Genomic DNA, 23780 nt, shown 5'->3' on the forward strand with positions numbered 1-23780 from the left:
TCCCAAGCTCTCCCGCGGCTGTAACCTCAGGTGGTACGGGCGACTTCGCCAAGCCAAGGTCCGGGCGGCCGCCCGGACCTTGGCTCAATCGCTTCAATCCCACGAAATCTCTCTCGTGTAGATACAAGGTGGCTCGGCGAAGCCGAGACGGAGAGGGGCATGGCGCCGACCTGGTTGAGCGGGCGCCCTACGAAGCCCCCTCTCCGACCGCTGCGCGGCCACCTCTCCCGCGCTTTGCGGGGGCGAGGAACCCAAGTCCTGAGCGGACCCGGCCGGGTCCCCGCTGCTCTGCAGCGTCCCGGCGTTCGCCGGCCTTTCATCGTGCCATCGGCACGATGAATTCGCTTACGCGAACCGGCTGCTCACCCCATCCCCTCCACCTCCCCCGCCGACAGGAACAGCAGCACCACATCGCTCATCCCCAGCAGCGGCGTGAAGGTGACGATGGTGATGCCGCCGGTGGCGTTGGTGCGGGTCAGGCCCTCGGAATAGATGTCGAGCGGCGGTTCCTCGTCGAACCAGACGCCGTGCAGCGTCTCGCCCTGCCATTTCTCGCGGCCTTTCTCGAAGCTCTTGAACGACAGCACGCTCTCGCCGGCCTGTCGGTCGCCGCCGCCGCCATGGCGCACCACGACGCTGTCGAGCGCACCGGGCGCGCCGCGTCCCATGATGGCGTCGGCGATCGCGTCGGCCGGGATCATGCCGGTGCCCCATGCCGCCTGCTGCTGCGGCGGGCCGACCAGCACGCGCTGCGGGTTGTCGCGCGTGCCCTCGCCGGTGACGCCGGCGGCCCATAGCCGCACCGGCGTGTCGAAAACCTTGCCTTGCCACCACGCGGGATAGCGGCCGGTGAGGTGCATGGCCCATTCGGCGCCGCCCGCGCGGGTCTTGCCGAGCTGGTTGCCGGCCATGAACAGCCGCTCGCGGTTGACCGCTCCAGCCGCGTGAAACTCCGCCTGGCGCTGATACGGTTTGTACACCGCCAACTGGTTGCCGCGTCTTCGGCGGTCAAGTTCCGCCAGCAGCGCCAGATATTCCGTCTTCGCGGCCATCGGCGGGGTCGTCGAGGAACGGCCTGAGGACGGTTTCGAGGCTGCGGATTCGGCTGCGGATCTCTTCATCGCTCAGTGCGTCCAGATGGTTGATGGCGACATTGAAATCCCTTGGCAGCACCGAAAGCACGATCTTCAGATACTGATCCGGCTTGTCGGCCCGCACCTCGGCCAGGACGCCGGCGCCATGCGCCCGGAAATCGGCCCGCACGGCGGCGAGAAAATCGTCGCCCAGCGTCTTCTTCGTCCGCTTCGGGCGGGGCGCCTTCGCCGCTGCCGGGCTGGCGGCGGCTTTGCGCCTCGCCGGCCTTGCCTTGCGGCGCTTCGGCACGGCGTCGGTTTCGTCAGCCATCGACCTACCCCAAGGCATCGCCGGCCGCCGCCTTGGGCGGCTCCGATCTGCTTCGCCGGACCGCCTTCTTCGAGCGAACGGTTTTCTTCCCGGCCCGCTTGCCACGCTTCGGCCTTGCGGCGGGTTTTGCCGCCCCGGCCTGAGCCTTGAGCTTCGCCATGGCGAGGCCGACAGCGCGGCTGTCGATGCCGGCCCGCGGAAAACAAAACCCACCGCTGGCGTCCCGCACCATCCCGATCAGCACGCCGGGCGCCACCGCCTCGACACGGCCGAGCCGCGCCTGCGGCGCCACGCCGTCGAATTCGCCGATGGCGCTGACGACCTCAAGGCCGTCATCGCCGGTGATGATTGTGGCATAGCGGGGCATGGGATTTCTCGCATCTCGCGGAGGTAGCGCTCTATGGCGCCCCCCTCTGTCCTGCCGGACATCTCCCCCACGAGGGGGGAGATTGGCTGTCATCTCGGCTTTCGCCAATTTCCAACGTCTGATGGAGTGGCGGAGCGCCAAAGCTGCCGATCTCCCTCCATGTGGGGGAGATGTCCGGCAGGACAGAGGGGGGCGCTGTCCCGCCAGCATTCAGATTTGCAATCGCAGCGGCGTTCCTGGCATGGCGCCAAAAAACAAAACCCGCCTCGGCGGCGGGTCGATGGCGCAAATCAGCACCATGGACAAATATGTAGCATGGCTGCCCTCACCCGGTCAACGAGCTTCTAGGAAAAAATTCATATTTTGCTGGAAGGGGCATGACCGCGGCCCTGACATTCATCAGGCTTTTCAACAGCCGGCTCCTGTGAAATCATCAGCGGCAGCTCATGGAATGATTCCCGTCGCACGGCCTTTTAGGAGAGGACGATGGACAGACCAGCCATGGCATCCGTCTTCAGGATGCGGCACGCTCCGGCCACGGTTTCCGGTGTGCGCAGCACTGGCCAGGGCCAGGCGGATCCGATCATCCGGGTGCACTCGCTTGGCGAAGCGATCCGCTTCGTCGCCCACGCTTACCCCAACTACGACATCAGCACCGTCGCCATAGACTGCGGCGACCCCTCGATCCCGCGCCTCGGCAGCCTCGAGGTCAAGGCGGTGTGGCGCGAATATGGCGAGCGCCTGACGCAGGAGTAGACGCGTCCGGCCGGCCAGCGTCCTGGGATCGGAAACGCCGCTGACGCGTTTCCACTGCGATCAATGGAGGGAGCAGTCCATGAACGTCGCCAACCTGCAACTCGAAGGCCTGCTGATGGCCGTCGCCTCGATCAACCACGTCCTGGTCAAGAAGGGCGTGCTGACAGCGGAGGAGATCGACATTGCGCTGCGCAAGGCCGAGGCCTCCGAAACCGGCGAGGAGCGATCAGGAGGCATGTCGGCGTCGAGCCGCGACGCCGTCAACTTCCCGATCCGGCTGCTGGAACTCGCCAACCAGTGCCAGCCGGAGGCGGACATGCCGTCCTTCTCGAAGCTGGCCCGCATGGTCGGCCAGATGAAGGAGCCTTATAACGACCAGATGTAGGGTCCTCTTCGCGCCTTGCCGGGCGGGCTGCTTATGCCCTGCCCGGCCATCCCAGGTTCAGCGCCAGAATCCTCCCCGGTCCATGGACCGCCGCGAACAGCAGCCCGGCCAGGAATGAAAAATGGTCGACGAAGAAGCCGAATTCGGCCTGGTTGCCTGACCAGTGGCTGGGTCCGTGGAAGGCAAAGGCCAGGAACAGCACATAGGCGGCGGCGACCAGGGCGGCCTGCGTGAAGAAGGCGCCGCTCAGCAGACACAGCACCAGCGCAACCTCCAGGATCGCCGCGCACCAGGCGAGGAAGAGCGGGAACGGGAAACCGGCGGCCGCGATATAGCCCGCCGTGGCCTCCATGCCCATGAATTTGAAGGTCACCGCCATCAGGAAGACGGCGGCGAAGATCAGCCGGGCAACGAGGAGGGCCGCGGTCTGCCACGGCGATTGTGCGATTTGCGACGACATGGTTGTTCTCCAGCTTCATCAGCCCCAAGGACGCGCCGCCACGCGCGGATCCGACATGGGCCAGCGATTTTTCATGAGTCGGCGATTTTTTTCTCTCCGATTTCGGAGCACGCGCAGGGCGCCGGTCGTCAGCCGCCACAACATGCGCCGGGCGTTGACGAACAATTAACGATCCTGAAACTTGTCCGTAACCGGCAACGTGATATTGTTAGCTGGGGCTAATGCACGGCGTGTCCTGTGCACTGATTTTGGGGTGGGTCGAGTTTTGGGCGCAAGCGTCAGGTTGGGAACGAAGTCCTATCTGGTCCGGTCACCGGTGTTGGAGTGCGATGGCTGCGGCGGCACAGGACAGGTTTTCCAGTGCCCGCGCTGGACGAGTTCAAACGGCCTTTGCTGTCCCGCCGGCACGCATTACCGCGGCTGCCCCGGCGCCAGCGCGCCCTGCGCCGAATGCGGCGCGACTGACGGCCACGGCGCCGACCCGGCCTTTCCATCGGCCTGAACCGGGGCCGGCCGCAAGTGCCCGGCCGTCGCCGCCATCCGCCATGGAACCAGCATGACCGATCCGTGTTATGTCTGACCGCGACATCTAGACGTCCGCGCAACCATGCGGCTTACAGAAAGTGAGGCCAGCCATGCCCGACGACAAATCGAAGACCAAGCAGGACCGCAAGCTGGTCTCGAGCGAGGAGACCTATGAGGTCGCCGCCTTCGCGCGCAAATACGGCATTCCGCAGAGCGAGGCGCAGACCATCATCAAGCGCTATGGCCCCTCGCGCAAGAAGCTCGACAACCACATGGCCGCGCGCGGATAGAAGAACGCGGCCCGCAAGGCGGCAACCATTTCACCTGGATGGCGTTGAAGATTGCTGCGGGCCGCGTCAACCGGGCCCGGCGGTACGGTGAACAGGATGTCTTTTTCCCGGTTTCTCATCCTGGCCAACGAAATGGCAGACGAGCATCTGTCCCGCCCGGCCCGTGGCATGCCAAACTGACGAAGCATCGGCTGCACAGCCGTATGGCTGACAGCCAGGGTGGCGAAAACGGAGGGCCGCAACCATGTCCGAGACAACACGCAGGACCGGTAGCTGCCTGTGCGGCGGCGTGCATTTCGTCGTCACCGGCCAGCCGTCGCGGGTTGGCCTTTGCCACTGCAAGGACTGCCGCAAGGCGAGCGGTTCGGTCTATTCCGCCTTTGCCATCTGGCCGCGCGATGCCTTCGAGACATCGGGCGAAGTGGCCAGCTACGGCACACGCAGCTTTTGCCCGACCTGCGGCAGCCGCGTCGCCTGGGTCGACGACAACGAGGCCGAGGTGATGCTCGGCAGTCTCGACGTCGCGCCGACGGACCTTGAACCGCAATATGAATTGTGGACCGGCCGGCGCGAAACCTGGCTGCATGCCTTGCCCGACGCCGAGCAGTTCGAGCATGACCGGCCGCTGGCAGAGGGCGCGGATCTGCCAGCGCCGAGAGCCTTGTCGGACGCCGTCGCGAGCGATTGAGCGCAAGCTTGAAAATTGATCGTCCGGACCTGGAACCCTGCCCTGTCGGCCACGTTATCCGGCGCTTCCTCTGTGCATGTCGGCTCGCCCCCGGTTTTGACCGCCATGCGATTCATGGAGACGACCGTTGAACGACAAGATGTTTCCCCGACCGATCCGCCTGAAGTTCGCCCCGGAACGGGAGCGCGTGGTGCGCAGCGCCTGGGAAGGTCTGGAATGCCTTGGTGACTGGCCGGCCGGCCGGGGCCGGCGGTACCGGGCGGCACTGCGCAGCTGCCGCGATGCCCTGGATGGCTGGACGCCGCCGGAAAAGGCGATGCGGGCGATGATCGACGCCGCGCGTGAAGCGCGCATCCTCCAATAGCGGGAAAACCAATGGCCGATTTGATGCTGTCGACACCGCTGCGGGTCAAGCCGCATGGATCGGACACGATCCGTGAGGTGGCCACGCTCCAGGACGCCAGTGAAGTCCTCATCGACTGGCCGCATGCCAAGCGCGGCCCTTTCTACCAGGCCGCGCGCGAGAAGATCGAGGCGGCGCTAACCAACAATGAAGGCGCGGCACAGGCACAGGAGGCCTTTACCGCGCTGTGCGATCACGCCGGCCTTCTGGTCCGATAGGCCAAGGCAAATGCCCAAACAAAAAGCAGGCGAACTCGCCTGCTTTTTTTGGACCCATTTTCGATCATTGGGTGGGCAGATCGCCGTTGACGATCGGGTGGGAACTCTCGAAGCCGAAGCTCTTCGGCGCCATCAGCATCAGGACGATCACAACAGCAATAGAGGCAAGCAACGTAGCGGTGCCGGCAACATCTCTCACGATCCCATCCTTCCCAGGTCCGTCTTGTCATAGAAACGTTTCCTGGTTCGCGAGGTTCCGCTGCAGGCACTGCAATGTCGTCTAACCAACTCTACTGCTTCGGCGGCTGGGGCGGCACTTCGCCAGGCTTGATTACCGGTGTGTTGCCTTCATCGGGCGCCGGCGCGGCCATACCTTGGTCGCCGGTAGCCGGCGGCTTCAACACGCCGCCGCAATCACTGAGCTTTTCGCTCAGGTCGCCGCTGCCGGACTGCTGCTTGCCGCCTTGATCCGTCTGCACCCGGCATTTGTCGCCCTGCTGGTTCGGTATCTGCTGAGCCGTCTGTGCCGCGGCCGGCATCGCCACGGCCAGCATCGTGGCGCATGATGCTATGGCGAGAGCTTTCATCTCGGCCTCCTTCGTTGAACAGCCGCCCGCGGCGGCCTTCCCTTCACTGGGACAACGCCCGTCGGCCCGAAAGGTTGGCCCAATGGGTTGGCGAAGAGGGCCTGCCTCTGGGGCCGGAGCGGCTGTCTGTCGCCCTCACTCCAAGGCCGGCCCTGGGTTCGAGGCGGTGCAGCAGCCCTGCCACGATCAGCACGATCAGCATGGCGAACCCGGCCAGAGGCCAAGGCCGCGGGCGACGCCGATCGCGCCGGCGAGCCACCTTCGCGGCGCAAAGAGCCGGCGCTTGCATAAAAGGCGCTGCAACCAACTCCATTCTCCAGCCGTTGCCTGTGCCGGAGGCCAGCCATGTTCGAGCATTTCCAGCCTATCGACGTCGACATCGGGGACGCCAGCATCTTCGTGCGCCGCTCCGGTGGCGGACCGGCGGTGCTTTTGCTGCACGGCTTTCCGCAGACCCATCTGATGTGGCGCGACGTTGCGCCGGCGCTCGCCGAACGTTTCACCGTCATCTGCGCCGACCTGCGCGGCTATGGCCGCAGCGCCTGCCCGGCATCGAGCGCCGATCACGCGCCCTATGCCAAGCGGGCCATGGCATCCGACATGGTGGCGATGATGGCGGAACTCGGCTTTACCAGCTTCATGGTCGCCGGCCATGATCGCGGCGGGCGTGTCGCCTACCGCCTGGCGCTCGACCACCCCGACCGGATCAAAAAACTCGCCGTGCTCGACATCGTGCCCACGGCCGATGCCTGGGACCGGGCCGATGCCCGGCTGGCCCTCGGCTACTGGCCGTGGTCCCTGCTCGCGCAGCCCGCGCCCTTGCCGGAAAAGATCCTGGCTGGCGCCCCAGACGCCATCGTCGACAATGCGCTGGGCGGCTGGGGTTCGTCGTCCGATGTCTTTCCGGCCGGCATCCGCCAGGCCTATGTCGATGCCTTGCGCGACCCCGCCCACATCCACGCGATCTGCGAGGAATACCGGGCGGCGGCAACGCTCGACCGCGAACACGACCGGGCGGACAAAGCCGCCGGCCGGCGCATCGCCTGCCCGGTGCTGGCACTGTGGAGCGGGCAAGGCGCGCTCGCCCAATGGTATGCCGGCGAAGGTGGGCCGCTGGCGCTATGGCGGAACTGGGCTGATGACGTGCGTGGCCGCGCGATGTCAGGCGGGCATTTCTTCCCCGAGGAAATGCCCGGGCAAACGGCTGGCGCGCTGATCGATTTCTTCGGCGAGGTCAAGGCCGGTGCCGGTTAGCCACCGCCCCGGTTAGCCACTGCCAGTCACCTCGGATCAGCCGACTGATTGCTCCGCTGTATCGTCGCCGTCGGGTTCACCAGGCCGGAAAGGATCGGATCTTCGCGGACACTCCTCGAAACGAAGGTCGCGGCCGCCGCAGAAGGAACAGCACATCGCCTCACGGCCCTCGTTTCCGGGCCACCATTGCGGTGTCTCGTAGGGTTTCCTGCCGTCCATGCCCAGCAATGCGCGACGCCCGATTTGGTTGCGCGGAACCCAACAGACACGAAAGCGGTTGTGTGCGACAATGCAAGCGGCCATTCCAGCGCCAATCCGGACCGGCCGCATGTGCAATTCAGTCAAACCAAAGAGAACCCTCATGTCCGCTCGCGTTCTGACCCTGTTGATGGCCATCGGCGCCGTGCTCGCGACGACCGGCCTGGCCGATGCCCGTCCCGACAGCCGCTCCATGAGTTGCGGCGAGATTCGCGCCATGATCCAGAGCCATCGCGCCGTGGTGCTGACCACCGGCCGCAACACCTATGACCGCTATGTCAGGCAGTTCGGCAACGAGTGCGACTGGCCTGACGTCCCGATGTCGGCCTATATCCCGTCCCGCGACGGTAGCTGCCCGGTCCATCGCTGCCAGGACCCGGGCGTCGATTTCCCGAATTGACGGCCGGCGGTCCGAATTGACGGCAAGCCGCAAGGACGCCATAACGTCCCGCCTTTCCCGCTTCGTCTAATGGTAGGACAGCGCCCTTTGAAGGCGTGAATCGTGGTTCGAGCCCATGAGCGGGAACCAAAAAAAACCAATGACTTAGACGCAATTTTTGACGTATCGTCGAATATGCATCGATCCCCCGAAGGCCGCCACAGATGGCCTTTTGGGAACTTCCTCGACACGACGACGTTGCGCCTTTTTCGAACGAAGGAGGTTGTCATGGACTGGAATCGCGTCGAGGGAAACTGGAAGCAAGTGAAGGGCAAGGTCAAAGAACAGTGGGGAAAACTCACCGACGATGATCTCGATCGCATCGCCGGCAAACGCGATCAGCTCGAAGGCAAGATCCAGGAGCGCTACGGCATCGAAAAGGATCGCGCCCGTCGGGATATCGATGACTGGTATAGCAGGCAGGGCTGGTAGGAAAGGCACCGTGAATCCAGCCTTCGTCTTCGGCATGCACGGGACTCGCGCAACCTTCCCCGGCCTCCGAAAGCGATGGCCCGCGCCACCCAACTCTGACGCGGGCCGACCAAAGGTCTTGGAGGGACGTTGGTCAGCAGTCGACCCCGGCTGCCGATGATTCAATCAGCGTGCGCTAAAATAGTTCCAACTTTCGAAACTCCATACTCATGCAACAAAGCCTGGCAAACCACGTCGTCACCATCTGGAGACTAAGCCGCGGCCAGCCGGCCGACCAACGCGATTTGCGTCAGCTCTTCTGGCTCGAAAAGCCAGGCCACGAGCCGTTGGCCAGCGTTATTGAATTTCCTTGCCTTAAATGAAAGGCCCGCCGCGTGGCCCCCCCCGCGACGGGCCCTGGGCGTGGCTACATCCTAAAGAATCGACCACGATATGATTAACGCCCGCCTCCAAAGAATGTTCCAGGCATGAAAAAGCCCGCCGGGCGAAACCGGCGGAAAGAGACAGAAGTGCTAGGGATCTACCCAGCATAGGGTCAACGGGTGGCGGCAGGGTTGGTTGCGGACGGGGAATGACGCGGCCAATGTCGCGCAAGGACACCTCCTTTCGGATGACTTCGTTCTTATTGGAAGGCGGGGCATAGTCGGCCCAGCCCGGCAGGACCCCGTGGCCCCCCACAGGTACCGGCCGGCTAGGCTCGGCGCTCCCCTCCAAACTCCGGCGCCGAGCCGCCGCATCCCCGGCCCCCCGATCATACGAACCGCGAAGCGTAAAACTGTAGCCCGCCAGCGGAGCACTCGGCCAAGACCGCCAGTCAGTCTTTGCTACTGTTCCTCCGCCGATCGATCGCGCCATAATCAGGGATGCAGGTGAAGAACACCGGCCGCTGACCCCTGCCTGCACGCTTGCACAGATCGCACCGGAACACTTTCACCAAGTCGTTATGCATGGCGCCGTGGTCGAGCCCCAGGCGGGCGCCCAGCGCTTGCAAGTCGATCTGGAGGGAATGATTGCACATCGGATGCCCGCAGGTGACGTAGAACGTCTCGCGGTTGCGAATGGCATCGGCAATGGTTTTGGACATGGTGCGGCCTCAGATTGCAGAAATCGCCGCGCGAGGAATATATTCCTATTGATTGACTTGGCAAGGGCGGAGCCGGTGGCCATCAACAACGTTCTGACGCATGCTCAAGAAAATCGCTTTGCCTCGGCCTTCATGTCGCCGCCTCCTCGGCTGACGCAAACATTCCTCCGTGGATCAACCGCCACGCAAGCCTCCGGCTCATGGGCCAATCAGGGAACAACTTCCATCCCGCGCGAGTTGTTGAGCCGGGAGGACGCGGATCATGATAAGGTGGCCATTGTCATGCAACACATCGATGACACCAAAAAGCTGGTTGACCGCTTGGATGAAACGGAGCGTCGCATCAAGGAAACTCAGGAAGTCATCGAGGGGAACCGTAGGCTTATAGAGCGATCCCGTGAAATTCTTTCCAATGTAGCGAGCGCTGCAGCGCTTCGCGGCTTAGGCTAGTATCTGGACCTGAGAGTGTGTCCGCGCTGGGCGGGATAAACCAGCAAACGGCATTTGTGCTGAGCATCGTAAGCCGCCGGGAGGAACTCCAGCTTGGCCCGGCTGCCGGTAGTCCTTAAAACCCCCGTGACGACATGCGATCGGGGATGTGGTTCGGGTCCATGAACGGGAACCAGGCAGAAAACCGCAAGCGAACTCTCTGAACGGAATCAGGCCGGATCGCTTCAGATCCGCTACCGATCGGCCAATCGGGATACAGGTAGGATGTCGGCCGGTGCCCTGCCTGCTAGGACCGCTCGCACCGGAAATCCAAGTCATCGTGCCTCCGTAGTCCAGCCCCAGGCGGGCGCCTGGGGCCTTGGATGAACAATTCAGAATGGCAGGAGGACGGCGACTTCCGCCCTGGACCCCGTCGCGATTGACGGCCAGTTAACGTTACGTTAACTTTAATTTAGATCACACTAAAATAGGTGGCTCTAATGAAAATGGCTCTCGTTTGCCTGGCGCTTGTCCTCGCCGGTTCAAGTGTCGCTGCGGCGCACGAAAAGAAGGCAAAAGTCACTGCTGCGAACACATGCGCTGGTCTATCGATCAAGGCGGCAGTGGCGGCAAAATTGGATTGCACCGCAACCGGAACAGCAACGTCGACCCAGACCGACGCAGCGAATACCAAGCCGCGCCTCGGGTACCAGAACGCTTGGACGATATCCTCGTTTGGCCTTTGATGTTCCGGCGTTTGGTCAACCCAAAGGCGCGGACCGGGCCGGGCCTTTAAGCGCGGTCGCTTCCCTGGCCAAGCAGTTTCGATTACGGGCGTCGAATACCTTTGGAAGAAGCGCAGCCGAATGCCCACGGGGCGGTGCTCGATCCCCGGCATGAAACCTTGCGTCCCGTTGCACGTTGTCGGCCAACAGGAGAGTTTCATGGATCCGGCAACCGCGGCGGTGATGATCATGCTTTCATGCAACGCATCGCTCTGCCGGCCCATGGAGTCGCAGCCCGTCGCCTATTCCTCGCTCGAGGAATGCCAAGCGGCCCTTGCAGTCAGATTGGCACCGTGGCCGGGCGGCGAAATGGTCGGCCGATGCAAGCAGGTCGACCGGACGGCGACCGGCTCGATTCCCCCGGAAGGCTATGCCACGGTTCAAGTCACGCGTGGGATGGGCCGCGATGCGGTCACCACCAACTACTTCGTTCCGAGAGCCAACTAGAAGCCTGGAAGCCGTCGGACCGCCCGTTGGCCGCCAGGCGGACATCGGGCAGGTCACTCGGTTTGCCCCGGCCCTCCTGAAACCATTTCACGGACCCCGCGTTGACGACCGGGCACCGCCAGCCACAGGAGACATTCCATGACCGTCAATTGCCGCATATCCATCGACAACCGGCCGGACGCCACCAACGCCACCTTCCAGGCCGTGCCGCGCATTGGAGAGAGTGTTTCCCTGTCGGTCGACGGAAGCCCGCAGGATTTGCGGGTCTCGCGTGTCGTGCATGTGCCCAACGGCGGCCTGGAAGGCGCCGCGATCATCGTCGAGGTGACGACCAACATCCTCTAGGCCTTGTTTTGCCGGGAGATGCCGGGCCGAGCCTCACGCGACAGTGATCGGCTGATATGAAACCTCGCGCGGCCACGCGCGTTCCATGCGCAACATGGTCGAGGTTCCAATGCAAACCGCGTGGTTCTCCAAGCCCGTCGTGGTTTCGGTCGGCGTCACCGGAGCCACCCGCAACCTGTCCAACACACAACAGGCCATCGAACTCCTCACGACACATTGGCGCGATGCCGGCAGCCTGAAACATCAGTCGGCGCTACGCGCCTGCCGTCGCGCCACGAGTGGCGACGTTTCCCCGGATATCGCGAGGGAGGCCTTTGTCGAGGCCGCGCGCGAGGCGCACGTCCTGGTCGAATAGGCTCCAGGCCCCGCAACCCGGCCTGATTTCGCGCCCAACCACCGCTCACGCTCGTTACCACCGTTCACAATTCCGTGATTGACGGAACCTCCTGAAACCACAGGCGTTTTTCTTCCGGCGTTTGTTCAGGCAACATCAGGAGGCGTTTATGCGCATCATGAACTTCGTCACCCTCGCCCTTATCATCCTTGGTGGTCTCAACTGGCTGGCCATGGGCGTAACGGGCTATGACGTGATCGGCACGGCCCTTGGAGGAGTCACCTTGGCCCGCCTCGCCTATACGGTCATCGGTCTTGCCGCCATATGGCAGCTCATGCCGGGCTTCCAGAGCTTCACGGTTGGCGAAGTCGATGCCGAAAGGCATATCCATCATCATCCGTGACCGGTAAAACGGGCGGCGGGGTCCCCCGCCGCCCCACCATGACCGCTATTTCTACGCGCACCTGCCCGGCGGCAACCAAGCTTCCTCGTTCAGGATCGAACGGACAACCTATTGAAATCTCGAATCTAAATACCCAAACCCGCCGCATCGGCGATGGGCTCGGTACCGGCTTGCGCCACGATGATGGAGGCCAGGGGCGCGCTCAGTCGCCATTTCAAATGGCCGGGCGACCGTTCCAGAACGGCTGAGCCACCCAGCGACTGCGGCGCCACACGCTGCAGCACGACGGTGCCGAACCCCTTGCGCGTGGTCTCGTCGCGCCGGTCGCCGGGACGAGGCTTCGATGTCTCCTCCCAGGTCAACTGGAATTCACGCTCGCCCAAGGCGCTAGAGCCTATCGTCCAGGTGATCTCGACCCGGCCGGCATCACTGGACAGGGCGCCATATTTGGACGAGTTCGTGCCGAGCTCGTGGAAGGCCATGCCGAGGTTCTGCACCGCGTTCGACTGCAGCGTCAGGACCGGCCCGGAAAGCAGGATCTGCTCCTCGCGGCCGAAGGGCTTCAGATGCTCCTGGATCAGGTCGAAGAGGCTCGCTCCCGCCCACTCCGAGGTGACGAGCAGATCATGCGAGCGCGACAGCGCCATGATGCGGGCGCGTATCAGTTCCTCGAACTCTTGCGGGTCGCTCGAGCGCTTGCTCGTCTCCCTGACCATCGACAGGATGACCGCGAACTGGTTCTTGACGCGATGGTTGACCTCGCGCATCAACAGCCTGATGCGGCGCTCGCTCTCCTTGGCGGCGGAGATGTCGCGGGCGATCTGCGAAGCGCCGATGATCTCGCCTACGCCGTTCCTGACTGGCGAAACCGTCAGCGAAACGGCAATGAGCGAGCCATCCTTGCGCCTTCTGGTCGTCTCATAGCTCGCCACGCGATCGCCGCTGCGAACCCGGCTGATGATCTCCGTCTCTTCGCCCTTGAGGTGGTCGGGTATCAGCATAAGGATGGACTGCCCCACCGCTTCCTCGGGGCTGTAGCCGAACATGCGTTCAGCAGCGAGGTTCCAGCTTGTGATGACGCTGGTCAGATCCTTGCTGATGATCGCATCGAAAGAGGAATCGACAATCGCCGCCAGCCGCGCATCGGCGCTCGCGCCCAATCGTCCCTTGTCTTCAACATCACTCATCGCCGCCAGGAATTCCGTCATGGCCACCTAACTAGCCCGCAAACCAATCGAGGCAATCACCCCCCTGACGGAATTAAGGAATCCGCAGCTCCCGGCTTACTCAGCTGTCCCGCCGTTTGGCCTTCTGCCATCGACCTCGGGCGCCAGCACGCCGAATTCCTGCGATTTGGTCCCTTGCCCGGCGGCGAGGAAGCCATCGGAGGCCAGACCCCGGCGCAACAGCTCCCTCACCGCGGCGGAGCGGCTCGGCATGCGCTTTTCGAAGCGCCAGTTTTCCAGGGCCATCAATTCGTCAACGGTGAGCATGATCTGCAGCCGTTCCGGACGTTCCAGGTCAGCCATCTAAGCTTCCTCGCTGGAGCTGAGAATGTGTCGAGTTAGTATCTACCTCGTTCAGCTAATAAATAGGGTTTGCCTCATAATGCGTCAAGTGCCGCCAGTGGGGGAACGGCGCATCTAACCCATGATGAGAATAAGACGTCGGACCCCCACTTGCATCACTATGCTAACTTATTGATTTTATTCAAATATTTCTGAGAATTCGCTTGTCATCCGCGTCCACCTGGCGCATGCTGCGACATGGATAGAAACAAGCCCTCCAAGGGAGGTTTAAATGCGGTACGAATACTCTTCGCGGTTGCTGGACGACGTCAATTCGGCGGTCCAGAGGGCCTTTGAGATGGCAGGCATCGTCAACATCAGCGCGGTGGCGGAACAGATCAGGGTGCGAAACCTGGCCGAGAATGTCGCCCTCGAGGACGTCGAATACCTTGTCCTGCACGCTGCCCAGGTGCTTGGCGCGGCAATCGAATTCGACGCTCTGGGCAACGGCTTGGCTGCGAGTGGGAACGGGCTCGTCGACAATGGCGAGGAGAGTGCGGTCATGCCGTTCAATCTTCCTCGGTCAGCCTCGATGCAATAGTGAAAAGCCTGCGGACCGCCACGGCTCCAAGCGCAGTGGAACAAGTCCGGTCTCTGGAGGTTACTGCATCGCCCGACGGAGGAGAATGTTGTGAAGACCCTGCGCAGTCTGCTTGCCGAACTGTCTTCCAACTGGCTCCGGCGCCGCAAGGTTCAGGCACCGGTCGGTGGAAATCCGGTCAAACCTGTTTCCCGCCTTCCCCACCAGACCGCGAAGATGCGGCCAGCCCACAAGCCCAAGCCGCCCTCCTCCCGCGACGTTGCTTCAAATATGTAAACGACCGCGAAACCCCTACACACTTTTCCGGGAATTGCCCTAGCTCGCAGCGGTGGCCGAGGCCTTTCTTGGGGTGGCCCGCTGACGCCGCATGCGGCGTTTGGCAACGAGCTTCAGGGCGACCGGCGGCTCGTTCGACAGTGCGCCCACCACTGCATCCATCATGCCATGCGCCACGAAATCCGCGTTGATGTCCTGGGCCAGTTTGACGGCTGCGTCCTTGTCCTCATTTCCGGTCTCCGACCAGAACACGATTCCCACCCGCAGCGCTGCCTTCGTACGCTTTAGCCGGCGAACCAGAAACCGGGCGTGCTTGATGGAATCCGCGTTCAGGAAGCCAACCACGACCGTGTCGACGGTGTCGAGTTCGAGGCGGCGAATACCTCCCGGTTCCATGTCTGCAAAGCCTGCCTTCGAGACCGTCGTGCCCTGGACTTCCAGGACCTGGGCCAGCATGGCTGCTGCGGCGTCGTCAAGCTCGCCACGCCCGCCAGCGCAAAGCACCGACATATCCGTGCCGTCGGGCAGGTCGGCCTCCTCCTCGCCGGCGGTCTCACCGTCGTCGCTCGCCTCCGCGGCCACGAGCGTGCCATCCTCCTCATCCGCTTCCTCCTGCGCACTTTCGTCGAGGTTTGCCACCAGCGCCTGCGCACTGGCCGCCAACTGCCGCCTTTGCTGATCGCCCATGACACCGCGCGCGCGGTCCTGCTCACCCAGCAGAAGTGCGGGAATAGCGACCTTGTCGTAGAAATCGACCAGATATTTCTCTTCCAGCATCTCTTCGGCGTGGTCCGTGGCTTCGTCCGGATCACCGGCCAGCAGACGCTGGTAGAGGCGCGCATGGGGTTCGAGCACAGGCTCGTTGCCGAAGAGCACATCGAGGAACTCGAACTGCGGCACGTGCCTGCCCAGCACCACCAGGCACACGGTGAGCGGTGTCGACAGGACCAGCCCAAGCGGCCCCCAGAGCCACGTCCAGAAGATGGCCGCTACGATGATGGCGAGGGATGACAGCCCGGTTCGCGAACCATAAAGCCAGGGTTCGACGACATTGCCGGTAACCAGTTCCATCACCACGAACAGGGCGGCTGTCCACAGCACGAGCGACCAGCCTGGCGCCACGGCCAGCGCCAGGAACAGCGGCAGCAGCATGCCTATGGCAGGCCCGATGTAAGGAACAAACCGCAGGGCTAACGCGAGCAATCCCCATAGCAAGGCATTTGGAATGCCGAGGATCCACAACCCGATCGCTATCGGTATCGCGTACAAAATGTTGACGACCAGTTGCATCAGCAGGTACCGGCCAACACGCTTGCCGGCATCCTGAAGCGCCTCGGTGGTGCGGTGAAGGTCGCCATAACCGACAAGCCGGATGAAGCGGTCGCGCAAGTCCTCTCGCTCGAGCAGCATGAAGATGACGACCACGATGATCAGCCCGGCCGATCCGAGCGGGCTGATCAGCGGCCCGACTATGTTCTGCAGGACCTCCAGCGGCCTTTCGCGCGAGACGATCTCGACCGGCACCGGCTCACGCGGCGGCTTTTCCGGGGTGGCGGCCGGCGGCGACGTCTCCTGCCTGTCGATCTCCTGGCCGACACGTTCGACAACCTTGCCCAACCTGGCAATGATCCCTCCGCCGACTCCGGTCTCCTTGAGCGAGCGGATCTTGGTCAGGATGTTGGTCTGGTAGACCGGGATGTTCTGCGCCAGTTCGCTGACCTGCGTGGCGAGAATGAAGCTGAACAGGGCAAGGGCGGCGAACGCCCCCAAAACGCTGACGATGACGGCGGCAATCCGGGGAATACCGGCCCGTTTGAGCGCGGACACAAGAGGGGCGAGCGCGAAAGTCAGCAACAGCGCGATTGCTATCGGCAGGAAAACCTCACGCCCGAAATAGAGCGCCGCCACCGTGGTGACGATGGTGGCCACATTGGGCAATGACGTTCGAGGGTGTGGGGCGGCGGGCGAAAGAATATCCTCCAATCCATGAGGCGGCGATGCCATCCCGTTTCGACGATTGGCCGCCATTCCCTGTCCCTCCTGCCGGCTCCATGATCGGGCATATAGAGCCGGCGTACAACATTAGCCAGAGGTGAAACACACGTCGTTCAAGGCGCAGTTTATCCGGCGTGGCGACCGTGCTGAAAGGGCGCACCGGCCTTCCGACGGGCTGCCTGCCCGGATCGGATCAGCGCACGCCGTGCCGCGCCAGCGCGTGCTCGATCAGCGCGTCCATGACCTCCGCGTAGCCGATGCCGATCGCCGCCAGCGCCTTGGCGTACATCGAGATGTCGGTGAAGCCGGGCAGCGTGTTGACCTCGTTGACCAGCAGGGAGCCGTCGGCGCGCAGGAAGAAGTCGACGCGCGCCATGGCCTCGCAGCCCAGCGCCTTGAAGGCTTGCCCAGCCATGTCCCTCGCTCTGTCGGCGATCGCGGCGGGGACGTCGGCGGGCACCTTGACCACCGCGCCGTCGGCATCGAGATATTTGGCCTCATAGGTGTAGAAGCCATGCTTGCCGGCCGGGATGATCTCGCCCGGCAGCGAAACCGTGAGCGAGCCGCCTGCCCGTTGCAACACCGAGCACTCGATCTCGCGGCCTTCGACGAACTCCTCGATCAGCACCTTGCCGTCGTAGCGGAAAGCCGTTTCGACGGCCGCTTCAAAGCCATCCCTGTCGTTCACCTTGCTCACCCCGAAGGACGAGCCCTGGCGTGCCGGCTTGGCGAAGAAAGGCAGCCCAAGCGCCCCGGCGATCTCCTGGAACGAACCGACATCGCCTCTGTGCACGGTGACCGAGCGGGCGACGGCAAGGCCGGCCTCGCGCATGAGCCGCTTGGCGACGTCCTTGTCCATGGCGGCGGCGGAAGCCAGAATGCCGCAGCCGACATAGGCGACATCGGCGACTTCCGCATAGCCCTGCACCGAGCCGTCCTCGCCGAAGGGACCGTGCAGCACGGGAAAGACGACATCGACAGGCGTAAGGTCAGCCCGTATTCCCTCGTGCGACGCCGGGATCAGCCGGCCCTTGCCGCCGGGCAGCAGGGCGACCTCCACGCCGTCCTCCGACACCGGAGCCCCTGCCCCATCGCCGCCAGCCTCGGACGAGGATTGCAGCAGCCACCTGCCCTCCCGGGAAATGGCGATCGGCACCACCTCGTAGCGCGTCCGGTCGATCGCCTTCAGCACGTTGGCCGCCGACAGCCGCGACACATCGTGCTCGGCCGAGCGCCCGCCATAGAGGATGGCAACCCTGATCTTTCCGGTCATCGAAATCCCTCAACTGTCGAAAATCAAATGGCGACGGCAATGCCGCGATTGGCGAAGAAACGATCGAAATCGCCTGGCGCCAACACTGCGTTTGCCTGTGTGGCGCTGGTATGGCCGGATGGGTTGTGAAAGCGAAAACCCTCATCCGACGCGGCGGTGACCAGAACCAGGTGTCCGCCCTTCGATGGCGGCTCGCGCTCGGGCCAGCGGATCGAACTGCTGACCGAAGCGATGAAGAAGCGCGACCGGGCGAGGATCGCTGGAATGTCCGCCGTCGCGACATTGGTCATCACCTCGGCCTCGAGGCCGAATTCCTGCTTCACGAAGGCAACGAAAGGCGCGTAGATCAGCCCCTTGATCGAGCCTTCATTGACGACATAGCCGCCATATCCGGTGCACCGTCTTGCCAGTTCGATCGTCGGCACGATCTGGCCACGCGTCGCCAGGATCATCTTGAGACACGCCATGCCGCAGACATTGGCGGCCCAGACCGCGTATTCGTCGCGCGTGGCGGCACCCGATCCCTGCCATAGCGGATCCCGCCGCAACGCGGCCTCGGCGCCATCGTCGAGCACCGCCAGCGTCATGTCGGGCGTCTCCCACTGGCTGAAAAACGGCACGGCTTCAGGCAGTGGACTCATGCGGATTCCTCGGGTAGCCAATCAATCTCGTATACGAGAATACGAGATTGATGAAAAGCCGCTCGGACCCCGTCGAATTTGCTCGGGGGCGTCGCGGGGCGCCGTCTAATCAACCTTCGTCCAGCCGAAGACCAGCCAGGCGTATTTCGATTTTTCGTCGGGTTCGGCGGTGTAGGTCATCTGGATGTCGCCGCCCTTGGCGTAGATATCGAGCCTGGGCGCCGTGTCCAGCTCGAGCCATAGCGAACTCTTGCTGAAGGACCAGGTTCCGCACCAGACGCAGGAACCCGATGTCGGGTCGCCGGGCTGATGGAAATTGTAGCGGCCATCCGCCGTGATCTCCAGATAATCGAACGCGCCGTAAAACGCGGTCACCGTCTGCTGGAACTCATTTGCGGCGGCTTCCTGTTCCGGCGTGGGCGCATCCTTCATGTCGCGCGGCGGCCGGGTGGTGGCGCCGCTGAGTTGCCATTTGCCGACAAAGTCCTTCTGGGTCGGAAGATATTCCTCCTGAGCCTGCGCCGAAGATATATGAGTCATTGGTAATATGAATGGTGCGACCATTGTTTCTCCACGGTGGGCAAGAGATGTTCTGTTCGGGATGTTGTTGAGAAAGGCGGCGCGCATTGCTTCAACGCCGATTCCCGTCCGCCTTTTTTCGGTTAGCACCGCAGCCACCGATCTGGCAACGCAAGGCAGCGATCGGTAGTGGGCCGGTTTGGTTCTACGACTACAAGGGATTCGTAAAGCCGCCGCCGCGGGTGTAGTGTGCCTTGTCGTCCGCACCAACCGAGGCAAACGGACGCTTGAAAGTCAACTCAGGTGCTTTCGCCCCGACGAGGGAGGAGAGCGTCATGGCTTTCTCAAAATTCAGCAGCATGTTCACGTCCGAAGATTTGGACCTTCTCCAGAAGGTGTTCGACCAACTGTGCCGAGAGCGCCGTCTGGCCCTCAAGGACAAGGATCAGAGAGACCAGCTCGCCCGCGAAGTTATGGAAGCTTTCGAGGATGGTTTCACCGACGAAACCGAGTTGTGGCAGTCGCTTTCGAAGCGACGCACCGCCCAAGCGTGAGCGGCGGGACGCGATTGCCTCCAGTCATGCAGCAAATTCCGATGCGATCATGGCCGCGCTTGCAGCCGTGCCGCCGGCTCACTTCGTGTTGACCACCGAAGCGGGCCGATAAGTGTCCATGGTCGCGCCGTTGCGGTCCTCGTCGAAGAGGGAGTCGCTGCCGAAGCTGGCGCGCAGGCCGATGACGACCTTGTTTGCCCTGAGGTCCTGGGTGGACGTTTCGAACTTCCTCCGTTCGAATTCATAGCGTCCGAACACCGCCCAGGGCGTCTCGTCGAACCGGTACATGGCCTGGACGGCCGCACCGACCACGTCCTCGTTGGTGCCGTCGTAGTCGGTTCGGTTGAAGTCGAGTTCCGCATCGAGGCGAAAGTTCTTGCGGACGAAATAACGCGCCACGGCGCGCACGCCCCACTGGTCGCCGTGAAAGTCGCTGATGGTGAGCTGGCCGACACTGGCCTGGCCATAGAGGGTCAGGTTGCCGAGATAGAGTTGTGCTTCCGGGCCGACAGCATAATTGTTCACGGTGACGCCGCTTTCGCCGACCGATGTGTAGGCGGCGAAGATGCCGGCGGCAAAACGGTCGGGATCGCGGTAGAAGCCATGGATCGCACCGCGCGTTTCATCCAGCGCGTCGTAGTGGCCCCATATGCGGTCGTAAGTCAGGTCGCCCTGCAAATTCCAGCGCTGTGCAAACGGGATGTTGACGCGCAGGGCACCGCCGCCGGCCCGCGTCGTGTAATCGTCGCCGACGAAGCGCAGTCCGCCGAGATAGAGTTCGCCATAACCGGAAATACGCGGCGCCACCGCCGTCTCGGTGGCAAGCGGCTGCAGGATATCCGCCGCGCGAGCCGATGTCGCAACGATCAGCGACGCGAGGCAGGTGGAAAAGCGATGCATTTGGAGCCCTCGAATACGAATTTCCGACGCTGCGCCAGCGGCGAAAGATAAGCACTGTTCAGAATTTGTAGGCGATGCCGAGCCGGATATCGTTCGTCTTCAGGTCGATCTCATCATGCAAGCGAACCCCGCTGGGAACCGCGATGCGTGTCGAGGGGTGGCGGCCGAAATCGGCAAAGCGGTATTCGCCCCGAACCAGCCAATTGTCGGTGACGGCGTATTCGGCACCCGCGCCCAGCGTGTAACCGCTGACGGTGTCCTCGACATCGGCATAAGCGGCTCCGCCTGGAAGGGCGACCGTGGTGTGCTTGTACTTCGCCATCGCCAGGCCGCCGGTGACGAAGGGAAGCCAGCGATCCATCGCATAGCCGGCCCGCAGGCGAACCGATCCGACTGCCTCCAGTTCGAGCACGCCGCCGAAGCCGGGATCGTCTACGCCAGCCGCCCGATAGAGTGTGGTGTCCTTGACGCTGGCAAAGCTGTAGTCGCCCTCGATGCCGAGGACCAGGCCGCCGTCGAACTGCTTGTCATAGCCGGCATAGAGACCGCCGAAACCGCCGGACGGGCCGTAGCCCCAGCCATAATCGTCGAAGGCCCCTGGCGCGAAAGTCTGCCCGACCCTGGCGTTCCCCCAGGCATATCCGGCCTGCGCGCCGACATAGCCGCCGGACCAGCTGTAGCTGGCAGCCACGGGCAAGGTTTGAGTGGCGTCGGCGGCGAACGCCATGCCGGCTGGCACCGTTGCAAGGATCGTTGCCAGAAGGATCGTCTTCACTGTTTGCCGCCCCCAAAAAGATGCCGTGTCCCGCCGGACTTTCCGGCGGCGTAACCGACGTCGGCGCCGGCATAAAGCCCGGACCAGTCGTAACCGGCCGGCGCGGTTTCGCCGATGTCCGCCGCACATGCCGCGCCGACCGGCGCGAGAAGGATGGCGGTTGCAAGAAGAAGAGTATTCATTGTGTTGTCTGCTGCCCCAATTGTCGTTCTCCGCCGCGTTGATGCCCGCGGAGATCCAGCCGTTGTCGAGAACCCGGTTTTGCATTGTCCACCGGCCGCGTCTTGGGCTGGGCCGCACCCGAATTGTCGGGGAAAGCGCGGCAGTGCTTTCCCCGTCCGTGTGGCCATTCGGCCTCACTCGATCGATGTGTCGGGTATCCCACGGGGGATCGCTGTCGGAGACGCTACCTGGCGCTACTTGGCGTCGAGCCGAAGCGGCGGCGGAAACAGCGATTGAAATAGGAGACGTCGGAAAAGCCGCTCAACAGCGCGATCTCGCTGACCCGCATGCGGTCGTTGCGCCGGTCGCGCAGCATGCGATGGGCTCTCTGCAGGCGCAGTTCGAGAATATGCTCGGCGAAACTGGAGCCCGTCTCCTGCAAGAGATCATGCACGTAGCGCGCGGAAAGCCGTAACTGCTGGGCGATGTGCTGGGCCGAGATGCCGGGATCGGCGAAGTTGTCCCGCATCTTCTGCAGGATGGCCTGCAGCCTTGCCGCGCGCAAGCCGCGCACGCCCGCCAGCTCGGCGACCTCGCCCTTGGCGCCTGTCGCCAGCCCGATCAGGTCGACGATCGTCTCGGTGGCGTGGGCGACGAGATCGGGCGAGACCAACGCCGGTCCCGCTTCCAGGAAGCCGCAATAGCGCTTGAGCATGTCGAGCGCTTCATTGTCGGTGCCGATGGTCAGCGCCAGGCGATCCTCGACATGGGCGAAGGCATTTTCCAGGATTTCGCGGGGCACCACGACATTGGTCCAGACATTGTGGTCGCCGCCGGTCATTTCCAGCGCTTCCGAAGCCGAGACCAGCGCGCCTTCGCCCCTGCCGATGCTGTAGTCGCGGCCAGTCTGCACGCCGCTCAGGCTTGTGTCGCCATCGTTGACCAGCAGCAGGTAGCCGTCGCGGCCGTCATCGGCGATGTTGCGGGTCTTGCGGCTGGCGTGCCTGATCGTCCCGGCCATCCGTCCGAGCACCAGCGGCCCGATCGCGGTGGCTTCGATATCCGCCTGGAAAGGCACGTTCGCGGAGATGGCGTATTCGACCGACCATATCTCCGCGACATGGATGTCCTGCCAGAGCGCGAAACGCGCGCGGTCGTCGAGATGCGGCGGCAGGTCGACCGACGAGAAGACATTCTTTTTCAACGAGCAACCCGGCCTTTCCCGCGCACGCGTCTTCCCTGAAGCCGCACCGTATGGGACCGATTTGCCTGTTGTCCAGAGGCGCCGCTATCCATGCCCTGCAGGACAATTTCAGTGCCGCACAGGTCAAGAATCCGATCGGATTCGCCGGCCCGGCGTTCGAATTTCCAAATACCCGGCACATGCTGCCGGAATCACCGGCATCGGCTTGGCGCGGTGGCTTCGGCGGCCGAATGCCCCTAAAATGTGATCTTCACGGAGGCCGCGCTGCGGTGGGCCGGGCCGTGGTGGACGGCCTCGATGTTGTTGCCGTCGGGGTCGAGCAGGAAGGCGGCATAATAGCCGGGATGATAGGGCCGCTCGCCCGGCGTTCCATTGTCCGTGCCGCCGGCCGCCAGACCGGCTTTGTGAAAGGCATCGACCATGGCGTGATCCCTGGCCTGGAAGGCCAGATGATGGCGGCCGGTCAGCTTTCCCTGTGCGGCCCGGCTGTCGGCGCTGGAGATGAACAATTCGTCGGCCCAGAGATAGTCCTCGCCGGTGCCGCCGATCGGAACACCGAGCACCTGGAAGAGCGCCTCGTAGAAACGCCGGCTGGCGGGGAGATCCCGCACCACGAGCTGGAGGTGGTCGATGAGCCGGCCGCGATGCAATTCCTGGGTTTCCATGAAAGCTCCTCCTCGCAAGGCCTCGAATTTAGGCCCGGGCGGCAGGGCGTCAACGCGCGGCACGTGCATCTGCTGACAACCAGCGACAAAATCTTCGGGCCCGATGGAACTTTTCGGCTGACGGCAAGTTTGGTGGCGCGGCGGGAGGACTTGCGATTGGATTGTTTTCAGAGGCTCGAAGCGCTGGTCGACAGCGCCGGCGCCGACGGCATCGAGGAAGCGAACGCATTGCTGCGCCGGTTCAAGGACAGGTCCGAACAGACGACGCGGGCCATCGATGAGTTCATGCTGGACTTAAAGACGCTGGTCTTCGTCGTCGAGACCGGCGAAGAGGGTTTCCAGAAGCCGATCCGCAAGCTCGCCCGCGCCAGACTTGCGAAGCTCAAATATCTGGTGAACGTGCCGGCGTAGGCG

At 63.3% G+C, this 23780-nt stretch carries 35 protein-coding genes, 1 tRNA gene and 1 pseudogene; 19 read left to right on the forward strand and 18 right to left on the reverse strand.

From position 1 onward, the window contains the following. Positions 1 to 392: 392 nt before the first annotated feature. The 3 genes and pseudogenes from EN851_RS30070 to EN851_RS30080 form a co-directional block, all read right to left on the reverse strand. A pseudogene (locus tag EN851_RS30070) lies at positions 393 to 1052 on the reverse strand (terminase family protein); the annotation flags it as partial. After that, complete coding sequence (locus EN851_RS30075; RefSeq protein ID WP_135930630.1) at positions 1009 to 1404, reverse strand: hypothetical protein; 396 nt, start codon at positions 1402 to 1404, stop codon at positions 1009 to 1011. The pseudogene EN851_RS30070 and the gene EN851_RS30075, both read right to left, overlap by 44 nt. A gap of 4 nt (positions 1405 to 1408) precedes the next feature. Then, positions 1409 to 1771 carry a hypothetical protein gene (locus EN851_RS30080; protein WP_135930631.1) on the reverse strand — a complete coding sequence of 121 codons (363 nt, stop codon included), beginning with the start codon at positions 1769 to 1771 and terminating at the stop codon, positions 1409 to 1411. Positions 1772 to 2257: 486 nt separating this feature from the next. On the opposite strand from EN851_RS30080, the gene EN851_RS30090 reads away from it, so the two are divergent. Next, positions 2258 to 2527 (forward strand): hypothetical protein, encoded by a 270-nt coding sequence (locus EN851_RS30090; RefSeq protein ID WP_127279405.1) that lies wholly within the window; start codon positions 2258 to 2260, stop codon positions 2525 to 2527. Between the two features lie 79 nt (positions 2528 to 2606). Beyond that, positions 2607 to 2912, forward strand: a complete 306-nt coding sequence (locus EN851_RS30095) for a hypothetical protein (protein WP_127279404.1) — start codon at positions 2607 to 2609, stop codon at positions 2910 to 2912. Positions 2913 to 2943: 31 nt separating this feature from the next. Here the strand turns inward: EN851_RS30095 and EN851_RS30100 are convergent, their stop codons facing one another. Continuing rightward, entirely contained in the window at positions 2944 to 3372 is a 429-nt protein-coding gene (locus EN851_RS30100) for a DoxX family protein (RefSeq protein ID WP_127279403.1), read from the reverse strand. A gap of 635 nt (positions 3373 to 4007) precedes the next feature. On the opposite strand from EN851_RS30100, the gene EN851_RS30105 reads away from it, so the two are divergent. The 4 genes from EN851_RS30105 (at position 4008) to EN851_RS30120 (ending at position 5496) form a co-directional block, all read left to right on the forward strand. Continuing rightward, positions 4008 to 4187: a DUF3606 domain-containing protein gene (locus EN851_RS30105; RefSeq protein WP_015317039.1), complete on the forward strand. Its 180-nt coding sequence runs from the start codon at positions 4008 to 4010 to the stop codon at positions 4185 to 4187. A gap of 244 nt (positions 4188 to 4431) precedes the next feature. Continuing rightward, positions 4432 to 4875: a GFA family protein gene (locus tag EN851_RS30110; RefSeq protein WP_127870391.1), complete on the forward strand. Its 444-nt coding sequence runs from the start codon at positions 4432 to 4434 to the stop codon at positions 4873 to 4875. A gap of 127 nt (positions 4876 to 5002) precedes the next feature. Beyond that, positions 5003 to 5239 carry a DUF982 domain-containing protein gene (locus EN851_RS30115; protein WP_127279401.1) on the forward strand — a complete coding sequence of 79 codons (237 nt, stop codon included), beginning with the start codon at positions 5003 to 5005 and terminating at the stop codon, positions 5237 to 5239. Positions 5240 to 5250: 11 nt separating this feature from the next. Then, on the forward strand, positions 5251 to 5496 hold the full coding sequence (locus EN851_RS30120) for a DUF982 domain-containing protein (protein ID WP_135866170.1): 246 nt from the start codon (positions 5251 to 5253) through the stop codon (positions 5494 to 5496). A gap of 64 nt (positions 5497 to 5560) precedes the next feature. Here the strand turns inward: EN851_RS30120 and EN851_RS37765 are convergent, their stop codons facing one another. Then, complete coding sequence (locus EN851_RS37765; protein ID WP_281041107.1) at positions 5561 to 5695, reverse strand: hypothetical protein; 135 nt, start codon at positions 5693 to 5695, stop codon at positions 5561 to 5563. 91 nt (positions 5696 to 5786) lie between these two features. After that, complete coding sequence (locus tag EN851_RS30125; protein WP_127279767.1) at positions 5787 to 6083, reverse strand: hypothetical protein; 297 nt, start codon at positions 6081 to 6083, stop codon at positions 5787 to 5789. 345 nt (positions 6084 to 6428) lie between these two features. Between EN851_RS30125 and EN851_RS30130 the strand changes: the two genes are divergently transcribed. The 4 genes from EN851_RS30130 (at position 6429) to EN851_RS30145 (ending at position 8466) form a co-directional block, all read left to right on the forward strand. Then, positions 6429 to 7337, forward strand: a complete 909-nt coding sequence (locus tag EN851_RS30130) for an alpha/beta hydrolase (RefSeq protein WP_135930632.1) — start codon at positions 6429 to 6431, stop codon at positions 7335 to 7337. A 361-nt stretch (positions 7338 to 7698) separates the two neighbouring features. After that, the gene (locus EN851_RS30135; protein ID WP_135882017.1) at positions 7699 to 7995 is read left to right on the forward strand and encodes a hypothetical protein; all 297 of its coding nucleotides are present in this window, start codon (positions 7699 to 7701) and stop codon (positions 7993 to 7995) included. A gap of 55 nt (positions 7996 to 8050) precedes the next feature. Beyond that, positions 8051 to 8124: transfer RNA gene (locus EN851_RS30140), tRNA-Gln, on the forward strand. 138 nt (positions 8125 to 8262) lie between these two features. Continuing rightward, on the forward strand, positions 8263 to 8466 hold the full coding sequence (locus EN851_RS30145) for a CsbD family protein (RefSeq protein WP_127279764.1): 204 nt from the start codon (positions 8263 to 8265) through the stop codon (positions 8464 to 8466). A gap of 814 nt (positions 8467 to 9280) precedes the next feature. Here the strand turns inward: EN851_RS30145 and EN851_RS30150 are convergent. Continuing rightward, positions 9281 to 9550, reverse strand: coding sequence for a hypothetical protein (locus tag EN851_RS30150; protein ID WP_127279763.1), 270 nt, complete (start codon positions 9548 to 9550; stop codon positions 9281 to 9283). A 75-nt stretch (positions 9551 to 9625) separates the two neighbouring features. Here EN851_RS30150 and EN851_RS30155 point away from each other — a divergent pair, with 75 nt between their 5' ends. The 5 genes from EN851_RS30155 (at position 9626) to EN851_RS30175 (ending at position 12293) form a co-directional block, all read left to right on the forward strand. Further along, positions 9626 to 10000, forward strand: coding sequence for a hypothetical protein (locus tag EN851_RS30155; protein WP_135916728.1), 375 nt, complete (start codon positions 9626 to 9628; stop codon positions 9998 to 10000). Positions 10001 to 10923: 923 nt separating this feature from the next. Then, a complete protein-coding gene (locus tag EN851_RS30160; RefSeq protein WP_127870387.1) occupies positions 10924 to 11211 on the forward strand; it encodes a hypothetical protein in 288 nt (95 codons plus the stop codon). 138 nt (positions 11212 to 11349) lie between these two features. Further along, complete coding sequence (locus EN851_RS30165; protein ID WP_127870386.1) at positions 11350 to 11556, forward strand: hypothetical protein; 207 nt, start codon at positions 11350 to 11352, stop codon at positions 11554 to 11556. An 85-nt stretch (positions 11557 to 11641) separates the two neighbouring features. Continuing rightward, positions 11642 to 11911 carry a DUF982 domain-containing protein gene (locus EN851_RS30170; protein WP_245511705.1) on the forward strand — a complete coding sequence of 90 codons (270 nt, stop codon included), beginning with the start codon at positions 11642 to 11644 and terminating at the stop codon, positions 11909 to 11911. Positions 11912 to 12059: 148 nt separating this feature from the next. After that, the gene (locus EN851_RS30175) at positions 12060 to 12293 is read left to right on the forward strand and encodes a DUF378 domain-containing protein (protein WP_135930633.1); all 234 of its coding nucleotides are present in this window, start codon (positions 12060 to 12062) and stop codon (positions 12291 to 12293) included. Between the two features lie 125 nt (positions 12294 to 12418). Here the strand turns inward: EN851_RS30175 and EN851_RS30180 are convergent, their stop codons facing one another. Both EN851_RS30180 and EN851_RS30185 read right to left on the reverse strand, forming a co-directional pair. Then, a complete protein-coding gene (locus EN851_RS30180) occupies positions 12419 to 13480 on the reverse strand; it encodes a PAS domain S-box protein (RefSeq protein ID WP_245464335.1) in 1062 nt (353 codons plus the stop codon). A 96-nt stretch (positions 13481 to 13576) separates the two neighbouring features. Further along, positions 13577 to 13822, reverse strand: a complete 246-nt coding sequence (locus EN851_RS30185) for a hypothetical protein (RefSeq protein WP_127277998.1) — start codon at positions 13820 to 13822, stop codon at positions 13577 to 13579. 271 nt (positions 13823 to 14093) lie between these two features. Here EN851_RS30185 and EN851_RS30190 point away from each other — a divergent pair, with 271 nt between their 5' ends. Both EN851_RS30190 and EN851_RS30195 read left to right on the forward strand, forming a co-directional pair. Continuing rightward, positions 14094 to 14402 (forward strand): hypothetical protein, encoded by a 309-nt coding sequence (locus tag EN851_RS30190; RefSeq protein ID WP_127870384.1) that lies wholly within the window; start codon positions 14094 to 14096, stop codon positions 14400 to 14402. Positions 14403 to 14492: 90 nt separating this feature from the next. Then, a complete protein-coding gene (locus EN851_RS30195; RefSeq protein ID WP_127870383.1) occupies positions 14493 to 14678 on the forward strand; it encodes a hypothetical protein in 186 nt (61 codons plus the stop codon). A gap of 39 nt (positions 14679 to 14717) precedes the next feature. Here the strand turns inward: EN851_RS30195 and EN851_RS30200 are convergent, their stop codons facing one another. From EN851_RS30200 to EN851_RS30215, 4 genes are all read right to left on the reverse strand, one after another. After that, positions 14718 to 16706, reverse strand: coding sequence for an AI-2E family transporter (locus EN851_RS30200; RefSeq protein ID WP_135930634.1), 1989 nt, complete (start codon positions 16704 to 16706; stop codon positions 14718 to 14720). Between the two features lie 160 nt (positions 16707 to 16866). Continuing rightward, positions 16867 to 17946: a D-alanine--D-alanine ligase family protein gene (locus EN851_RS30205; protein ID WP_135930635.1), complete on the reverse strand. Its 1080-nt coding sequence runs from the start codon at positions 17944 to 17946 to the stop codon at positions 16867 to 16869. Between the two features lie 23 nt (positions 17947 to 17969). Further along, positions 17970 to 18587, reverse strand: a complete 618-nt coding sequence (locus tag EN851_RS30210) for a C39 family peptidase (RefSeq protein ID WP_135930636.1) — start codon at positions 18585 to 18587, stop codon at positions 17970 to 17972. A 105-nt stretch (positions 18588 to 18692) separates the two neighbouring features. Next, positions 18693 to 19151, reverse strand: coding sequence for a hypothetical protein (locus EN851_RS30215; protein ID WP_245520848.1), 459 nt, complete (start codon positions 19149 to 19151; stop codon positions 18693 to 18695). 290 nt (positions 19152 to 19441) lie between these two features. Between EN851_RS30215 and EN851_RS36535 the strand changes: the two genes are divergently transcribed. After that, positions 19442 to 19660, forward strand: coding sequence for an RNA-binding protein (locus EN851_RS36535; RefSeq protein ID WP_189521959.1), 219 nt, complete (start codon positions 19442 to 19444; stop codon positions 19658 to 19660). Between the two features lie 78 nt (positions 19661 to 19738). Here EN851_RS36535 and EN851_RS30225 read toward each other — a convergent pair whose 3' ends face one another. From EN851_RS30225 to EN851_RS30245, 5 genes are all read right to left on the reverse strand, one after another. Continuing rightward, entirely contained in the window at positions 19739 to 20560 is an 822-nt protein-coding gene (locus tag EN851_RS30225; RefSeq protein WP_135930637.1) for an outer membrane beta-barrel protein, read from the reverse strand. A gap of 58 nt (positions 20561 to 20618) precedes the next feature. Next, the gene (locus EN851_RS30230) at positions 20619 to 21335 is read right to left on the reverse strand and encodes an outer membrane protein (RefSeq protein ID WP_135930638.1); all 717 of its coding nucleotides are present in this window, start codon (positions 21333 to 21335) and stop codon (positions 20619 to 20621) included. Next, on the reverse strand, positions 21332 to 21517 hold the full coding sequence (locus EN851_RS30235) for a hypothetical protein (protein WP_245520835.1): 186 nt from the start codon (positions 21515 to 21517) through the stop codon (positions 21332 to 21334). The genes EN851_RS30230 and EN851_RS30235 overlap by 4 nt, the downstream gene beginning before the upstream one ends. A gap of 224 nt (positions 21518 to 21741) precedes the next feature. Then, the gene (locus EN851_RS30240) at positions 21742 to 22701 is read right to left on the reverse strand and encodes an AraC family transcriptional regulator (RefSeq protein ID WP_135930639.1); all 960 of its coding nucleotides are present in this window, start codon (positions 22699 to 22701) and stop codon (positions 21742 to 21744) included. A 236-nt stretch (positions 22702 to 22937) separates the two neighbouring features. Beyond that, positions 22938 to 23366: a VOC family protein gene (locus EN851_RS30245; RefSeq protein ID WP_135930640.1), complete on the reverse strand. Its 429-nt coding sequence runs from the start codon at positions 23364 to 23366 to the stop codon at positions 22938 to 22940. A 156-nt stretch (positions 23367 to 23522) separates the two neighbouring features. Between EN851_RS30245 and EN851_RS30250 the strand changes: the two genes are divergently transcribed. After that, on the forward strand, positions 23523 to 23777 hold the full coding sequence (locus EN851_RS30250) for a hypothetical protein (protein WP_245520836.1): 255 nt from the start codon (positions 23523 to 23525) through the stop codon (positions 23775 to 23777). The last annotated feature ends 3 nt before the right edge of the window (positions 23778 to 23780 follow it).

This window comes from Mesorhizobium sp. M8A.F.Ca.ET.208.01.1.1, assembly GCF_004791315.1.
Classification (GTDB): domain Bacteria; phylum Pseudomonadota; class Alphaproteobacteria; order Rhizobiales; family Rhizobiaceae; genus Mesorhizobium.

What these genes read in the sequence shown, in the direction of transcription:
- EN851_RS30075 (WP_135930630.1), bottom strand. Translation starts at nt 1,404, where the DNA reads ATGGCTGACGAAACCGACGCCGTGCCGAAGCGCCGCAAGGCAAGGCCG.
- EN851_RS30080 (WP_135930631.1), bottom strand. Translation starts at nt 1,771, where the DNA reads ATGCCCCGCTATGCCACAATCATCACCGGCGATGACGGCCTTGAGGTC.
- EN851_RS30090 (WP_127279405.1), top strand. Translation starts at nt 2,258, where the DNA reads ATGGACAGACCAGCCATGGCATCCGTCTTCAGGATGCGGCACGCTCCG.
- EN851_RS30095 (WP_127279404.1), top strand. Translation starts at nt 2,607, where the DNA reads ATGAACGTCGCCAACCTGCAACTCGAAGGCCTGCTGATGGCCGTCGCC.
- EN851_RS30100 (WP_127279403.1), bottom strand. Translation starts at nt 3,372, where the DNA reads ATGTCGTCGCAAATCGCACAATCGCCGTGGCAGACCGCGGCCCTCCTC.
- EN851_RS30105 (WP_015317039.1), top strand. Translation starts at nt 4,008, where the DNA reads ATGCCCGACGACAAATCGAAGACCAAGCAGGACCGCAAGCTGGTCTCG.
- EN851_RS30110 (WP_127870391.1), top strand. Translation starts at nt 4,432, where the DNA reads ATGTCCGAGACAACACGCAGGACCGGTAGCTGCCTGTGCGGCGGCGTG.
- EN851_RS30120 (WP_135866170.1), top strand. Translation starts at nt 5,251, where the DNA reads ATGGCCGATTTGATGCTGTCGACACCGCTGCGGGTCAAGCCGCATGGA.
- EN851_RS30125 (WP_127279767.1), bottom strand. Translation starts at nt 6,083, where the DNA reads ATGAAAGCTCTCGCCATAGCATCATGCGCCACGATGCTGGCCGTGGCG.
- EN851_RS30130 (WP_135930632.1), top strand. Translation starts at nt 6,429, where the DNA reads ATGTTCGAGCATTTCCAGCCTATCGACGTCGACATCGGGGACGCCAGC.
- EN851_RS30135 (WP_135882017.1), top strand. Translation starts at nt 7,699, where the DNA reads ATGTCCGCTCGCGTTCTGACCCTGTTGATGGCCATCGGCGCCGTGCTC.
- EN851_RS30145 (WP_127279764.1), top strand. Translation starts at nt 8,263, where the DNA reads ATGGACTGGAATCGCGTCGAGGGAAACTGGAAGCAAGTGAAGGGCAAG.
- EN851_RS30150 (WP_127279763.1), bottom strand. Translation starts at nt 9,550, where the DNA reads ATGTCCAAAACCATTGCCGATGCCATTCGCAACCGCGAGACGTTCTAC.
- EN851_RS30160 (WP_127870387.1), top strand. Translation starts at nt 10,924, where the DNA reads ATGGATCCGGCAACCGCGGCGGTGATGATCATGCTTTCATGCAACGCA.
- EN851_RS30165 (WP_127870386.1), top strand. Translation starts at nt 11,350, where the DNA reads ATGACCGTCAATTGCCGCATATCCATCGACAACCGGCCGGACGCCACC.
- EN851_RS30170 (WP_245511705.1), top strand. Translation starts at nt 11,642, where the DNA reads ATGCGCAACATGGTCGAGGTTCCAATGCAAACCGCGTGGTTCTCCAAG.
- EN851_RS30175 (WP_135930633.1), top strand. Translation starts at nt 12,060, where the DNA reads ATGCGCATCATGAACTTCGTCACCCTCGCCCTTATCATCCTTGGTGGT.
- EN851_RS30180 (WP_245464335.1), bottom strand. Translation starts at nt 13,480, where the DNA reads ATGAGTGATGTTGAAGACAAGGGACGATTGGGCGCGAGCGCCGATGCG.
- EN851_RS30185 (WP_127277998.1), bottom strand. Translation starts at nt 13,822, where the DNA reads ATGGCTGACCTGGAACGTCCGGAACGGCTGCAGATCATGCTCACCGTT.
- EN851_RS30190 (WP_127870384.1), top strand. Translation starts at nt 14,094, where the DNA reads ATGCGGTACGAATACTCTTCGCGGTTGCTGGACGACGTCAATTCGGCG.
- EN851_RS30200 (WP_135930634.1), bottom strand. Translation starts at nt 16,706, where the DNA reads ATGGCGGCCAATCGTCGAAACGGGATGGCATCGCCGCCTCATGGATTG.
- EN851_RS30205 (WP_135930635.1), bottom strand. Translation starts at nt 17,946, where the DNA reads ATGACCGGAAAGATCAGGGTTGCCATCCTCTATGGCGGGCGCTCGGCC.
- EN851_RS30210 (WP_135930636.1), bottom strand. Translation starts at nt 18,587, where the DNA reads ATGAGTCCACTGCCTGAAGCCGTGCCGTTTTTCAGCCAGTGGGAGACG.
- EN851_RS30215 (WP_245520848.1), bottom strand. Translation starts at nt 19,151, where the DNA reads ATGGTCGCACCATTCATATTACCAATGACTCATATATCTTCGGCGCAG.
- EN851_RS36535 (WP_189521959.1), top strand. Translation starts at nt 19,442, where the DNA reads ATGGCTTTCTCAAAATTCAGCAGCATGTTCACGTCCGAAGATTTGGAC.
- EN851_RS30225 (WP_135930637.1), bottom strand. Translation starts at nt 20,560, where the DNA reads ATGCATCGCTTTTCCACCTGCCTCGCGTCGCTGATCGTTGCGACATCG.
- EN851_RS30235 (WP_245520835.1), bottom strand. Translation starts at nt 21,517, where the DNA reads ATGAATACTCTTCTTCTTGCAACCGCCATCCTTCTCGCGCCGGTCGGC.
- EN851_RS30245 (WP_135930640.1), bottom strand. Translation starts at nt 23,366, where the DNA reads ATGGAAACCCAGGAATTGCATCGCGGCCGGCTCATCGACCACCTCCAG.